The sequence below is a fragment of the Corynebacterium glyciniphilum AJ 3170 genome (genome assembly GCF_000626675.1).
In the GTDB taxonomy this organism is placed as follows: domain Bacteria; phylum Actinomycetota; class Actinomycetes; order Mycobacteriales; family Mycobacteriaceae; genus Corynebacterium; species Corynebacterium glyciniphilum.
Window position 1 is genome coordinate 3,469,350 of sequence record NZ_CP006842.1, and the last position, 13,307, is coordinate 3,482,656.

Sequence of the window (13,307 nt, forward strand, 5' to 3'; positions counted from 1 at the left end):
GTTCTCCTTGGTGGGGTGCGATACAGGGGCCAGAGTAGACCCGAGTAGTTGATGTGTCAACTACTTCATTGCTGTGGTTGAATGGGAAACATGACGAACGGCAAGACGACCCCCTGGCTCACCGAGTCCGAACAGTGCCTCTGGCGATCCTGGCTGTCCGTGGCCCGGCGTATGGACTCCGCCCTGGCACGGGACCTCCAGCGCGATACGGGCCTGTCCATGCCCGACTACGAGGTCCTCGTGAACCTCTCCGAGGCCGACGGCCACAGGATGCGCATGGCCGTGCTTGCAGACCGGCTCACCTGGGACCGCTCCCGTCTGTCGCACCAGATCACCCGCATGATGAACCGGGGGCTCCTTGGCAAGGAGACCTGCAACTCCGACGGCCGTGGCGCGTTCGTGGTCCTCACCGACCACGGTCTCGAGACCATCCGGGATGCGGCCCCCTCCCACGTGGCCTCGGTACGCAGCATGATGTTCGACGTCCTCAGTGACGATCAGGCTGCCGACCTTCACGGCATCCTCGCCACCCTCGCCCAGCAGTTCGAGGAGTAGTCACACTCCCCTGCTGAGGTCCGAGAACTTCGAGTAGTGCAGCTGGTGTGCGACCTGGATCGTGCCGATGGGGCCACCGCGGTGCTTGGCCAGAATCAGGTCGGCCTCGCCGGCTCGCTCATGATCCCTGTTCTGGGCGTCCGGGCGGTTGATGAGGAGGACGATGTCGGCGTCCTGCTCCAGCGAGCCGGACTCACGCAGGTCCGACACACGCGGGAGCGCGTCGTCACCACGTGACTCCACGCCACGGTTCAGCTGCGAAATCGCGATCAAGGGCACGTCAACCTCCTTGGCAAGAAGCTTCAGCTGACGCGAGAACTCGGAAACCTCCTGCTGACGGGACTCGACCTTCTTACCCGAACTCATCAGCTGCAGGTAGTCGACGACGATCAAGCCGAGGTCGTGCTTCTGCTTGAGCCGCCGTGCCTTGGCCCGGATTTCCGTCATCGTGAGGTTGGGTGAATCGTCGATGTAGATCGGCGCATTCTCGATGGCGGTGACCCGCTGGGTCAGTTTGTCCCACTGCGAGTCCACCATCTTGCCGCCACGCATCACCGACAGCGGCACTTCAGCCTCTGCGGAGAACACACGCATCATCACCTCAGATTTGCTCATCTCGAGGGAGAACAGCACCGAGGCACGATTCTGCTGAACCGACACCGAACGCATGAAGTCCATGGCCAGAGTGGACTTACCTACACCTGGACGGGCCGCGACGATGATCATCTGACCGCCGCGCAGACCGTTCGTCATCTCGTCGAGTTCGCTGAAGCCGGTGAGCACCCCCTCACCCTGGCCATCACCGTTCTCAAGTGCATCCAGTTCGTCCATGGTGGACTCCAGCAGATCCTGGAGCACCATGTAGTCCTCCGACGCAGACTCGTTGGTGATGTTGAACATCTCCTGCTGCGCACGGTCCACGACACTCTCGAGCTCGTTCCCCTCCAGCCCGGAATAGCCGTACTGCACGATCCTGGTCCCCGCAGACACCAGACGGCGCAGGACGGCCTTCTCGGCGACGAGGTCCGCGTAGTAACCGGCATTGGCCGCGGTCGGGACTTTGGAGGACAGTTCGTGCAGATACGGTGCGCCACCCACGCTGTCGAGGATGGCGTTGTTGTCCAGCCGCCCTGCGAGGATCACGGGATCGACCTCCATGCCCTCGCCGTAGAGCTCAAGCATGGTCTCATAGATCGTCCGGTGTGCCGGGCGGTAGAAATCGTCCGGACGAAGACGCTCGACGACATCAGCGATGGCGTCCTTACTCAGCATCATGCCACCGAGCACGCCCATCTCCGCCTCGGTGTTCTGCGGCATCTGTCGTGGCTCGGCGAATGCGCCACCTGCACCGGTGCCGGTGTCCCGTCGCTTGTAGCTTCCCCGCCCCCCGGAGCCACCCTGGCCGGACGGCTGCGCTGACGCGAAAGCCTCACTGTCCCACTGGTCAGGCTCCGGCGGCAGGGGAGCGTCCCCCATGTCGTCGGCGAAGCTGTCGCGTGCCCGTTCCGGTGTGCTCATGTCCATGATTCTAGCCCCCTCCTCGCACTTCCTCGGCCTCCGGATAATCCTACGCGACGCACTACGGCGGGAAAGTTGTCCACAGGTGGTGTGCGTGAACTGTGGAGAAAATGTGCGCTCGTCCGCATCCGCGCAGTTCCGCTTGTGGATAACCTGTGGACAGAAACCGTACTGACCTGCCTTTATTCGCAAACACGCTGGTGAACGACCCAAAAGTGTGAAATATAAACACGGTGGCACCGTGGACAACATGTGTAACCGCAGGCCAAGCGAGAGCATCGCAGCATTCTCCGAGGTCACGGCATAACTAAATATGCGCATAAATCCCGAATATCGACGGAGGCTATCCCGAGTTGTCCACAGTTATCCACAGGGCGGTGATGTCCTGTGCACAACAGTACCGGTGAGCGCGTGCCCGGATACGCCACAGGCCCGCCGACCGGTCGGAATGACCGGGGCGGGCCTGTCTGGCGATGCTGTTGTCTTACAGATGGTGGCGTTCTTCGCCGCCTGTGCGGATACCCGGACTGCGGACACACGCCGGTTGTCTAGGCCGGGACCCCGGGTGTCTAAGCCGGGGGTGTCCGAAGAACCGTAGCGGGTTCCTGCGACAGGGGAGACGAGGAGAGAACTACTTCTCTGCGACGACCTTGAAGTTCAGCGACGCGACGACCTGCGGGTGCAGCTTCACGTCGACGTTGTAGGAACCGGTCGCCTTGACGTCACCCTGGTTCAGGACGATGGTGCGCTTGTCGAGCTCGCGACCGCCTGCAGCCTTCACGGCAGCGGCGACGTCCTCGGCGGTGACAGAGCCGAACAGCTTGCCCTGCTCCGAGGTACGCACGGTGACCGTGACGTTGTTCAGGCGGTCGATCTCGCCCTTGACCTCGCGGGCGTGGTCGAGGTCGCGAATGACCTTGTCCTGCTGGGCACGGCGGATGTTCTCCACCTGACGCTCAGCGCCACGGGTGGCGGTGATGGCGTAGCCGCGCGGCAGCAGGAAGTTGCGTCCGTAGCCGGCCTTGACCTCGACGATGTCACCGGGGACACCGAGGTTGTCGACGGCGGCGGTGAGGATCAGCTTCATGATCCGTAGCCTTTCATGGTTTCGGTAGATCCCGAGGGATCCGGGGGTGAACTCACACGGCAGATCAGAACGGCGGTTCGTCGCCGCCGTCGAAACCGGACTGCGGAGCGGAGTTCCACGGGTCATCGTCCGGCGCGGCGTTGCGCCCGCCGAACCCACCCTGGTTACCGGCGTTACCGCCGTAACCCTGGCTGGGCTGACCACCCTGGTTTCCCTGCTGACCGCCGAAACCACCCTGGCTTCGGTTTCCACCGAAGCCTCCCTGGTTGCCGGCCTGGCCGCCGCCCTGCGGGGCCTGCTGGCCACCGAAGTTCCCACCCTGGCGGGGGGTCTTGGTGACCTGGGTCGTGGCGTACTTCAGGGACGGACCGACCTCGTCGGCCTCGACCTCGAACACGGTGCGCTTCTCGCCCTCACGGGTCTCGAAGGAGCGCTGCCGCAGCCGACCAGTGACAATAACCCGGTCACCCTTGGTGAGCGAGTTCGCCACGTTCTCGGCCGCCTGCCGCCACACGTTGCATTGAAGGAACAGTGCTTCGCCGTCCACCCACTGATTCGACTGGGAATCAAACCGGCGCGGCGTGGAGGCCACACGGAAGTTCGCGACGGCGGAACCGCTGGGGGTGTACCTCAGCTCGGGATCCGCGACGAGATTTCCGACGACGGTGATCGGGGTGTCTCCCTGTGCCATGTCAGTTTCTCCTGTCAGTCGATGTCAGTGTCGGTTCGACGTTGATGCAGATGCCGCGAAGACGCTTACTTGGCGTCCTTGCGCAGCACCTTCGTGCGCATGATGATGTCGTTCAGGTTCAGAACGCGGTCGAGCTCCTGGACGGTGGCCGACTCACAGTTCAGGTCGACGACAGCGTAGATGCCCTCGTCCTGCTTGTTGATCGGGTACTCCAGGCGACGCTTGCCCCAGATGTCAACCTTGTCGACCGTACCGTTGTCCTTGCGGACCGTCTCCAGGAACTTGTCCAGGGACGGGGAAACGGTGCGCTCATCCTGTGACGGGTCGATGATAATCATCATCTCGTATTGACGCACGGACCTCATCACCTCCTGTGGTCTAGTGTTTTTTCGGCCGTGACCGGGAGTGGTTACGGCAGGAGGGTTCGTTGCGTCAGCAACCTGATCAGGATACACGCCACACGCCGTCTACCCAAGTTATCCGGACGCAGGTCCCGCCGTCCCCCAGAACACGGCGACGATCACAGGGACCACCGTGATGAAGACGATCGCTGCACCGAACAAACTCCAGATCACCGCAGGGCGACGCTTCGCCATGAAACTGGCGAAGGATCCGCCGAACAGCAGGAATCCGATGAAGACGCTGCCCATGGTGATCAGCAGCTCTGTACTGGACATAATCGCCGCAGATCAGAGGTTGTTGAGGAAGTCGTCGATCATCCGTCCGATGTCGGTGTCCTGTCCGGTGCCGTTACCGGTGTCGGCCCCGGTGTCCGGAACATCGTTCGCGGCACCGCCCGTATCCTCGCCGCCTTCGGCAGCGCCACCACCGGTGCCACCGCCGGCGCCAGCACCGCCCTGCATCTCGGAGGAGCCGCTGCTGGACGCTGACCCGGCCTGCGGATCCTGGACAACCGGCACCGAGCTGTCGAACTGTTCGATGTCGTCGTTGACGAGTGCCTCGTTCATGAAGCCCTGCCAGATGTCCGACGGCGATTGTGAACCGTACATGGAACCGCCGTAGCGACCGTCCATCAGAGGCTGGCCGTCGGTATCGCCGATCCACACGGCCGTCGCCAGTTGCGGGGTCGAGCCGATCATCCAGGCGTCCTTGTTCTGCCCGGTGTCACCCAACTGGGCGGTACCTGTCTTCGCGGCGCTCGGGCGACCGTTGGCCAGGGAGTGCCCGTTGGAGTAGGCCGCGATCGGACCCATGGCAGCGATCACCTCGTCAGCGACCTCGGGCTGGACCACCTGGGTGGATTCCATACCCGTGTTGTCCATCAGCATCTCACCGTCGGAGGTCTCGACCTTCCAGACGAAGTGGGCGGGAATGTACCGGCCCTGGTTGGTCAACGTCGCCAGTGCGGAGGCCATGTCAATCGGCCGGGACTGGTACTGACCAAGGGTGATGCCCTCGTACGGGGTGCCGCCGTTTTCGCGCAGCGTCTCACCGATGCCCGGGAGTTCCTCGGCGACGCCGAGACGGTGCGCCATGTCGGCGACGTCCTGAGGGCCACCGTTGAGGTCGCGGGCGACACGGATGAACGACGTGTTCAGCGAACGCTTGAGTGCCTCCGCCATCGAACAGGTGCCGCAGGACTCACCCTCGACATTGTTCACCTCGGTCGCACCGGTGGTGACGGGGGAGGAGTCGTAGGGGGTCGACGTCGAGATGCCCTGCTCGACAGCCGCAGCCATCGTGAAGATCTTGAATGTCGAACCGGTCTGGAGTCCGGCGTTGGCCCAGTCCAGACCGGTGGGATCGTCTCCACCGTAGTAGGCACGGACACCACCTGTATTCGGGTCGATCGCCACACCTGCCGACCGGACGGTGTCAGCCTGGGCGTCCATCGCGCTGTGAACGTTCTCCACCATTGCGCGCTGGTGGTTGGCGTCGATGGTCGTGGTGATCTTCAGGCCACCGGTATTCACTGCCTCCTCGGTGATGCCGTTGGCATTCAGTTCAGCGAGGACCTGGCTCTTGATCAGACCGTTGGTGCCTTCTGCCACGGAGCCGGAATCAACCTCCGCCGGATCGATGACCTCGGGGTAGACCATCTCATCACGTTCCTGTCGACTGACCGACCCCATGCCCACGAGACCATCAGCGACGTAGTTCCACCGCTGTTCTGCCTCTGGACGGTTGGTCCACGGGTCAAGCTGACTGGGACGTTGGATGGAGGCCGCAAGTACCGCGCCCTCCGCCGGAGTGAGTTCCTGGATCGGCTTGTTGAAGTAGGCACGAGAAGCCGCGGAGATCCCGTAGGCGTTCCGGCCGAAGTAGATCGTGTTGAGGTAGGCCTCGAGGATCTCGTCCTTCGACCACTCGCGGGACATCTTCGAGGAGATCACCAGCTCCTTACCCTTACGGACCAGGCTGCGCTCGTCACCGACCACCGCGTTCTTCACGTACTGCTGGGTGATCGTGGAACCGCCGCCGGCATCCTCGCCGGTGAGTTGGCCGAGTGCGGCACGTCCGAAACCAGTGATCGAGAAGCCGGGATTGTCGTAGAAATCCCGGTCCTCGGCAGAGAGGACGGCATTACGCACAGGTTCGGGGATCTCCTCGATATCCACGTTCTGACGGTTACCCTCGGGAGGGACGATGCGGGCCAGTTCGGTCGTGCCGTCGTTGGCGAAGATCTGGGAGATCTGGTTGTTAACCAGTTCCTCCGGCTGCGGCACCTTCGTCACCGAGTACGCGGCGAAGAACGTCACCAGCGGCACCACGATCAGCACGGCCAGAACTGCTGCCACTGAGGCGAAGAGACGACGCCACACCGGCTTGCGCGTACGCGTGCGTTGCCGCTTCGTGGAGTCGTTGGGGGTGGTCGAGTCGTTAGTCACGTGGCTGTTCTCTCCGTACTGGAATTACCGGCACCGTACATGTCTTCCCTGATGAGATGGTTCCATCCACAGCGGAGGCAGACCTCCACCGTGTGGACGGCCACCCCGCTCCCGGATCCTCCGACAGGGGCTGCGCCGGCACGGTCCGTAGCAGACCGTCCGACGCCGTCAGGAAACAGGGTAGCGAGGATAGCGCCAATCTCCGAAAGACTACGCGCCGTTCCCGATTTTTCCCCCATTGCCGCTCCGTGGATCCACAGGCTTTCGCGAAGACCCGCTGCGCCACAGACAGGGCACGGGCGGTCGACACGGTAACCCAAGACCTCTGCCGAGGACATGAGACCACGGTCGGCGTCACAGACGTCCGAACGTCGCCGGTCACCCTGCCGTAGCGCACGCAGGGTCCGCTGACGGTCCAGGTCGTGGGAGACGGTGTGGACGGGCTGCACTGAGGTCGACATGATGCGGGCCATTCTATCCGGTTTCCAGCCCCAGGTGAATCGGTCAAGACCACACGTTAACCGGTCAAGTTGCTTTCCACCCCACGTCAGGCCGTGTTTTTCAACCCGTAGAGGGCTAACGTCCGGAGCCATGAGTTCACAGGACAACACCTCCATCAAGCTGGCCATCGCCGGCATCGGCAATTGCGCTACCTCACTGCTCCAGGGGCTGGAGTTCTACAAGGACACCCCGGACGACGACACCGTCCCCGGCCTCATGCACGTCCGCTTCGGCGACTATCACGTGCGCGACATCGAACTGGTCGCCGCCTACGACGTCGACGCCGACAAAGTCGGCAAAGACGTCTCCATCGCGACGGAGTCCGGCCAGAACTGCACGATCAAGATCTGCGATCTTCCGGAGCTGGGGATCACCGTCCGCCGCGGCCACACCGCCGACGGCCTGGGCAAGTACTACCGGGAGACCATCGAGGAGTCGACCGAACCCGACGCCACCCACGATGAGATCGTCGACCACCTGCGGGAAACCGGTGCCGACGTCCTCGTGTCCTACCTGCCGGTGGGTTCGGAGGAGGCCGACAAGTTCTACGCTCAGTGCGCCATCGACGCCGGGGTAGCCTTCGTCAACGCCCTGCCGGTCTTCATCGCCTCCGATCCGGAATGGGCGAAGAAGTTCGAGGATGCCGGCATCCCCATCGTCGGCGACGACATCAAGAGCCAGGTCGGCGCAACCATCACCCACCGCGTGCTCGCCCGGCTCTTCGAGGAGCGCGGCGTGACCGTGGACCGCACCTACCAGCTCAACGTCGGCGGCAACATGGACTTCAAGAACATGCTGGAACGCGACCGCCTCGAATCGAAGAAGGTCTCCAAGACCCAGGCGGTGACCTCAAACCTCACCGGCGCCCTCTCGGGAAAGATCGACGACCGTAACGTCCACATCGGCCCGTCCGACTACGTGCAGTGGCTCGACGACCGCAAGTGGGCCTTCATCCGTCTGGAAGGCCGCGCGTTCGGCGACGCACCCATCAGCCTGGAGTACAAGCTCGAGGTCTGGGACTCCCCGAACTCTGCCGGTATCATCATCGACGCCGTACGCGCGGCGAAGATCGCCAAGGACCGTGGACTCGGTGGACCTGTCGACCCGGCGTCGACCTACCTGATGAAGTCCCCCCGCATCCAGCACCCGGACGACAAGGGCCGTGCCGATCTCGAGTCTTTCATCTCGGGGTCCTGATCACCCCAATTGTAGGCCGGTGATATCCCTCTGACCTGCCAGGGTAGGGAACTTCACTGACCTAAAAGTGGTGCCAGTATACCTTTCAGGAGCAAAGCACGGTAGATTGGTGGGCATGACCGCTACCCCGTCTGAAGTCGCGAAGCGCCTGCGGCCCGTCGTCACCCGGATGTACCTGTTGTACTTCCGCCAGACCACGCAGTCCAGCATCAGTACCGCGCAGCTCTCCATCATGATGAACCTCCAGACTCACGGTGCTCTGCGCATCAGCCAGATCGCCGACCTGGAGTCGATCCGGATGCCCACCGCATCCAATGCGATCAACCACCTTGAATCGCTGGGGCTGGTCTCCCGCGTCCGCGACGTGAGTGACCGCCGCGGTGTGCGCGTGAAGCTCACGGACCTCGGCAGGACCGAGCTGACCCGTATCGGCGACGAACGTGACAAGCAGATGGCGAACATCCTCGCCGTCCTCGACCCGGAGCAGCTGGAGAAGGTACAGGAGTTCATCCCGACCCTGGAGGCCGGCATGGAGGTCTTCGACTCCCGTCGCATGGGGGAGAAGTAGCCGGTGACTCCGCTGCGAGTGCTGCTGGCCTGGCGTCCCGACGGGGATCCCGACGGCGCCGACACCAACACCGGCACTGACACCGCGGCATTCGTCTCCTGGCTCTCCAGAACCGCCGAGATCACCGTCAAACCAGTGACCGTGATCCCCCGGATCTGGCCTGAAGGCGTCGACCGTGTCGACGCCTCCGACGCTGCTGCCGTACAACGGTTCGAGGAGTGGGCGGCGGCGGAATCGACCGCCTGCCATGCCGCGGCCCGCACCGCCCTCATCGATGCCGGAGTGCCGGAGTCGATGATCGATGACAGCGACGAGCTTCTCCACAGCCACTCGGAGACGACGGCCCTGATCCGTTCCGCCGAGGAGTTCGGTGCGGACCTCATTGTCGTCGGTTCCCGCTTCGGGACCTCCGGTGGCCCCGTCGGACGCTTCCGGGCAGGTTCGACCGCAGACGCACTGTTGCACTGCGCACCCCTGCCCGTAGTCACCGTGCCACGCACCCCGACATTGTCGAAGCACGGTGTCACCCGCGTCAGCTGCGCCTACGTCGACAACGAGCAGTCCCATCAGGCTCTCCGGAAGGCCGCGGACCTGGCGTCACGCTGGGGCGTCCCACTCCGGCTCGTCGCCTTCAGCCCTACCGGCGCATCGATGTACCCCACCCTCACACCGTTCCCTGATGCCACTGAGGCGGATGAACGTTGGCGCGGACAGGCACTCGACATCCTCGCCCGCGGCCGGGAACGTGCCGAGGAGCGTCACCCGGACCTGCGTGTCGAGACCGAAGTCGGCTCCGGGCCCGGATGGAGCGGCGCGATGGACGACGTCCACTGGAAGAAGGGTGAGATCCTCGTGGTCGGGTCCTCCGTCCTCGGCGCCTTCAACCGGGTCTTCATCGGCCCGTCCACCAACCAGCTCCTCGCACACTCACCCGCACCGGTTCTCGTCAGTCCGGTCTGAGCACCCGGCGATAGCCGACCGGCGGCATCCACGGGCTAGACTCGGAGACATCATGTCCGCGCAGCCCAACAGTTCAGAGAACCCCGACCCGCTCGACCGCCTCGAGGACCTCGACCGGCGCACATCCGTGCGCCAGGCCTGGCAGTTGGCGATCGCGTTCCCCGTGGTCACCATCGTCGCCTGGATCGTGCTCGACCAGACGGTGGGGGACACCGCCGTCACCCGGATCATCCCGACAGTGATCTCGATGTTCGGTCCGATCGTCGCCGGTCTGGTCGTGCTCCGCAAATGGCGCCGCTACCAGTGGTGGCAGCCGTTCATGGGCACGCTGTGGTGGCTGATCCCCTTCTTCCTCATCATCTTCACCACACTGCCGATCCCACTGATCATCGGTCACTGAGCCCGCCCATGTGCCCACGTGCCGGGCCATGTCGGAAAGTCGCCCTCCCAGGTAGCTGAAGAGCGTCATTCGCTGCCTGGGAGGGCGACTTTCCGACATCAGGGGGCGGAGAGGGGAGAGCGCCCCACCTACTTCGCGACGATGTTCACCATCTTGCCGGGGACCACGATGATCTTCGCCACGGTCTTGCCCTCGACGTGTGCCGCCACGTTCGGTTCCGCCAGTGCCGCCGCCTCAACGTCCTCACGTGCCGCGTCCACAGCCACGGTCACTCGTCCACGCACCTTGCCCATGACCTGCACAGGCAGCTCAACGGTGTCGTCCACCAGCCACTTCTCTTCCCAGGCGGGGAAGGATGCGTGGGCCAGCGAACCCTCGTGGCCCAGACGCGACCAGAGCTCCTCTGCGATATGCGGCGCCACGGGGGCCATCATCAGCACCAACGGCTCCACAGCGTCGCGTGGTGCCGCCGTACCCACATAAGCCTTCGTCAGGTGGTTGACGTACTCGATCAGTTTCGCGACCGCCGTATTGTCGCGCAGGTGGGCGTAGTCGTCATGCACGCCGGCGACGGTACGGTGCAGGGCGCGCTGGTCATCGTCGCTCAGGTCGGCGTCCGACACCGCCAGCTCACCGGTGGCCTCGTCCACGACCAGGCGCCATGCCCGCTGCAGGAAACGCTGCGCGCCGACAACGTCCTTCGTGGCCCAGGGTCGGGACGTGTCCAGCGGACCCATCGACATCTCGTACACACGCAGTGTGTCGGCACCGTAGTTGTCGCAGATCTCGTCGGGAGAGACGGCGTTCTTCAGGGACTTGCCCATCTTGCCGTACTCCTGGGTGACCTCTTCACCGTTGTAGAAGAACTTTCCGTCCTTCTCCTCAACATCGGCGGCGGGTACGTAGATGCCCCGGGCGTCGGTGTAGGCGTAGGCCTGGATGTAGCCCTGGTTGTAGAGCCGGTGGTAGGGCTCGTAGGAGCTCACGTGACCGAGGTCGTAAAGCACCTTATGCCAGAAACGGCTGTAGAGCAGGTGCAGCACGGCATGCTCCACACCACCGACATAGAGGTCCACGCCTCCGGAGGGCACACCCTCGCGCGGCCCGGTCCAGTACCGTTCGTTCTCGATGTCGACGAGTGCATCGTTGTTCGTCGGGTCAATGTAGCGCAGCTGGTACCAGGAGGAACCGGCCCACTGCGGCATGACGTTCGTGTCACGCCAGTACGTCCGCTCGCCGTCGCCGAGGTCGAGAGTGACCTCGACCCACTCCTTCGCCTTGGCCAGCGGAGGCTGCGGTTCGGAGGAGGCGTCGTCCGGGTCAAAGCTGACGGGCTTGTAGTCCTCGACCTCGGGCAGTTCGACGGGCAGCATGGATTCCGGCAGGGCGTGGGCGACTCCGTCGGCGTCGTAGACGACCGGGAAGGGCTCACCCCAGTAGCGCTGGCGGGCGAAGAGCCAGTCGCGCAGCTTGTACTGGATCTTCTCCTCGCCGTAGCCGTTCTCCGCGAGCCAGGCGATGGTGGTCTCGATGGCGTCGGCCTTGTTCCTGCCGTTGAGGTCGAGTCCCTGCTCGTTGGCGGAGTTCACCAGCTCGCCGTCGCCGGTGTAGGCGGACTCGGCGATTGGGGCGTCACCACCGGACACGACCTCGGTGATCGGCAATCCGAAGACGGTGGCGAACTCGTGGTCACGGTCGTCGTGACCCGGAACCGCCATGATCGCGCCCGTCCCGTACCCGGTGAGCACGTAGTCGGCGATGAAGACGGGGACCTGCGCGCCGTTGACCGGGTTGGTGGCGTAGGCGCCGGTGAAGACACCGGTCTTCTCCTTGTTCTCCTGCCGTTCCAGGTCGGTCTTCGCCGCGATCGCCCCCCGGTAGGACGCCACGGCGGCGGCCGGCGTGGCCTCTCCGTAGGTCCAACGGTCATCGGTGCCGGTCGCGTAGGGGAGGTCCGTGACCAGTGCGTCAACGAGTTCGTGTTCCGGGGCGAGCACCATGTACGACGCTCCGAACAGCGTGTCGGGGCGGGTGGTGAATACCCGGATCGGGCCGGCGGACGACTGGAAGTCGACCTCGGCGCCGCGGGAACGTCCGATCCAGTTGCGCTGCATGGACTTGACCTTGTCTGGCCAGTCCAGGTCCTCCAGGTCGTCCAGCAGCCGGTCGGAGTAGGCGGTGATCCGCATCATCCACTGGGACAGCCGCTTGCGGAACACGGGGAAGTTGCCGCGCTCGGAGCGCCCGTCGGCGGTCACTTCCTCGTTGGCCAGCACCGTGCCGAGACCCGGACACCAGTTGACCGTGCTGTTCGAGCGGTAGACCAGGCGGTGCTCGTCAAGCTCTGCCTGCTGCTCAGCGGGCGTCAGGTCAGCCCAGTCGGGACGCTCGGCGGCGAACTTCGCCTCCAGCTCCCCGATCGGGCGTGCCTTCTTCGCCTCGGTGTCGAACCAGGAATTGTAGATCTGCAGGAAGATCCACTGTGTCCAGCGGTAGAAATCGGTGTCGGTGGTGGCGACGACGCGGCGACGGTCGTGCCCCAGGCCCAACCGCCCCAGCTGGCGTTCCATGTTCTCGATGTTCGCGCTGGTGGTGGTGCGTGGGTGTGTACCGGTCTGCACAGCGTACTGCTCGGCGGGCAGGCCGAAGGCGTCGTAGCCGAGGGTGTGCAGGACGTTACGACCCAGCATGCGGTTGAAGCGGGCGTAGACGTCGGTGGCGATGTACCCCAGCGGGTGTCCGACATGCAGTCCCACGCCGGAGGGGTAGGGGAACATGTCCTGGACGAAGAGCTTGTCCGGAGCGTCGGTGGCGGACGTCTCCAGCGCCCCTGCGTCGGCGAGGTCGCCGACGGGGTTCGGCGCATTGAAGGTGCCGTTGTCACGCCAGTACCCCTGCCAGCGACTTTCGATGTCGCCGGCGAGTTCCGGGGTGTAACGGTGGGACGTGGACTCGCCAGATTCGCTCCGAGGGTTAGTCAT

13 protein-coding genes are annotated in these 13,307 nt (G+C 64.1%); 5 read left to right on the forward strand and 8 right to left on the reverse strand.

What is annotated here, in order from left to right; genetic code table 11:
- The first annotated feature begins 90 nt into the window (after positions 1-90).
- Positions 91-555, forward strand: a complete 465-nt coding sequence (locus CGLY_RS16090) for a MarR family winged helix-turn-helix transcriptional regulator (RefSeq protein ID WP_038553694.1) — start codon at positions 91-93, stop codon at positions 553-555.
- Here CGLY_RS16090 and dnaB read toward each other — a convergent pair whose 3' ends face one another.
- The 7 genes from dnaB to CGLY_RS16980 all read right to left on the reverse strand — a co-directional run bounded on the left by dnaB (position 556) and on the right by CGLY_RS16980 (position 7,161).
- Complete coding sequence (gene dnaB / locus CGLY_RS16095; protein WP_038553696.1) at positions 556-2,073, reverse strand: replicative DNA helicase; 1,518 nt, start codon at positions 2,071-2,073, stop codon at positions 556-558.
- A gap of 631 nt (positions 2,074-2,704) precedes the next feature.
- On the reverse strand, positions 2,705-3,160 hold the full coding sequence (gene rplI / locus CGLY_RS16100; RefSeq protein WP_038550657.1) for a 50S ribosomal protein L9: 456 nt from the start codon (positions 3,158-3,160) through the stop codon (positions 2,705-2,707).
- 64 nt (positions 3,161-3,224) lie between these two features.
- Complete coding sequence (locus CGLY_RS16105; protein WP_038550658.1) at positions 3,225-3,851, reverse strand: single-stranded DNA-binding protein; 627 nt, start codon at positions 3,849-3,851, stop codon at positions 3,225-3,227.
- A 65-nt stretch (positions 3,852-3,916) separates the two neighbouring features.
- On the reverse strand, positions 3,917-4,216 hold the full coding sequence (gene rpsF / locus CGLY_RS16110) for a 30S ribosomal protein S6 (RefSeq protein ID WP_038550660.1): 300 nt from the start codon (positions 4,214-4,216) through the stop codon (positions 3,917-3,919).
- 111 nt (positions 4,217-4,327) lie between these two features.
- Entirely contained in the window at positions 4,328-4,528 is a 201-nt protein-coding gene (locus CGLY_RS16115) for a hypothetical protein (RefSeq protein ID WP_038550662.1), read from the reverse strand.
- A gap of 12 nt (positions 4,529-4,540) precedes the next feature.
- Positions 4,541-6,634 carry a transglycosylase domain-containing protein gene (locus CGLY_RS16120; RefSeq protein WP_227590459.1) on the reverse strand — a complete coding sequence of 698 codons (2,094 nt, stop codon included), beginning with the start codon at positions 6,632-6,634 and terminating at the stop codon, positions 4,541-4,543.
- A gap of 62 nt (positions 6,635-6,696) precedes the next feature.
- Entirely contained in the window at positions 6,697-7,161 is a 465-nt protein-coding gene (locus CGLY_RS16980; RefSeq protein WP_081804096.1) for a DUF5318 family protein, read from the reverse strand.
- A 130-nt stretch (positions 7,162-7,291) separates the two neighbouring features.
- On the opposite strand from CGLY_RS16980, the gene CGLY_RS16130 reads away from it, so the two are divergent.
- The 4 genes from CGLY_RS16130 to CGLY_RS16145 all read left to right on the forward strand — a co-directional run bounded on the left by CGLY_RS16130 (position 7,292) and on the right by CGLY_RS16145 (position 10,326).
- Positions 7,292-8,398 carry an inositol-3-phosphate synthase gene (locus tag CGLY_RS16130; protein WP_038550663.1) on the forward strand — a complete coding sequence of 369 codons (1,107 nt, stop codon included), beginning with the start codon at positions 7,292-7,294 and terminating at the stop codon, positions 8,396-8,398.
- Between the two features lie 115 nt (positions 8,399-8,513).
- On the forward strand, positions 8,514-8,966 hold the full coding sequence (locus tag CGLY_RS16135; protein ID WP_038550665.1) for a MarR family winged helix-turn-helix transcriptional regulator: 453 nt from the start codon (positions 8,514-8,516) through the stop codon (positions 8,964-8,966).
- Positions 8,967-8,969: 3 nt separating this feature from the next.
- On the forward strand, positions 8,970-9,926 hold the full coding sequence (locus CGLY_RS16140; protein ID WP_038550667.1) for a universal stress protein: 957 nt from the start codon (positions 8,970-8,972) through the stop codon (positions 9,924-9,926).
- A gap of 52 nt (positions 9,927-9,978) precedes the next feature.
- Complete coding sequence (locus CGLY_RS16145; protein WP_038550669.1) at positions 9,979-10,326, forward strand: hypothetical protein; 348 nt, start codon at positions 9,979-9,981, stop codon at positions 10,324-10,326.
- Between the two features lie 128 nt (positions 10,327-10,454).
- On the opposite strand, the gene leuS is transcribed toward CGLY_RS16145, so the two are convergent.
- Complete coding sequence (gene leuS, locus CGLY_RS16150; protein ID WP_038553703.1) at positions 10,455-13,307, reverse strand: leucine--tRNA ligase; 2,853 nt, start codon at positions 13,305-13,307, stop codon at positions 10,455-10,457.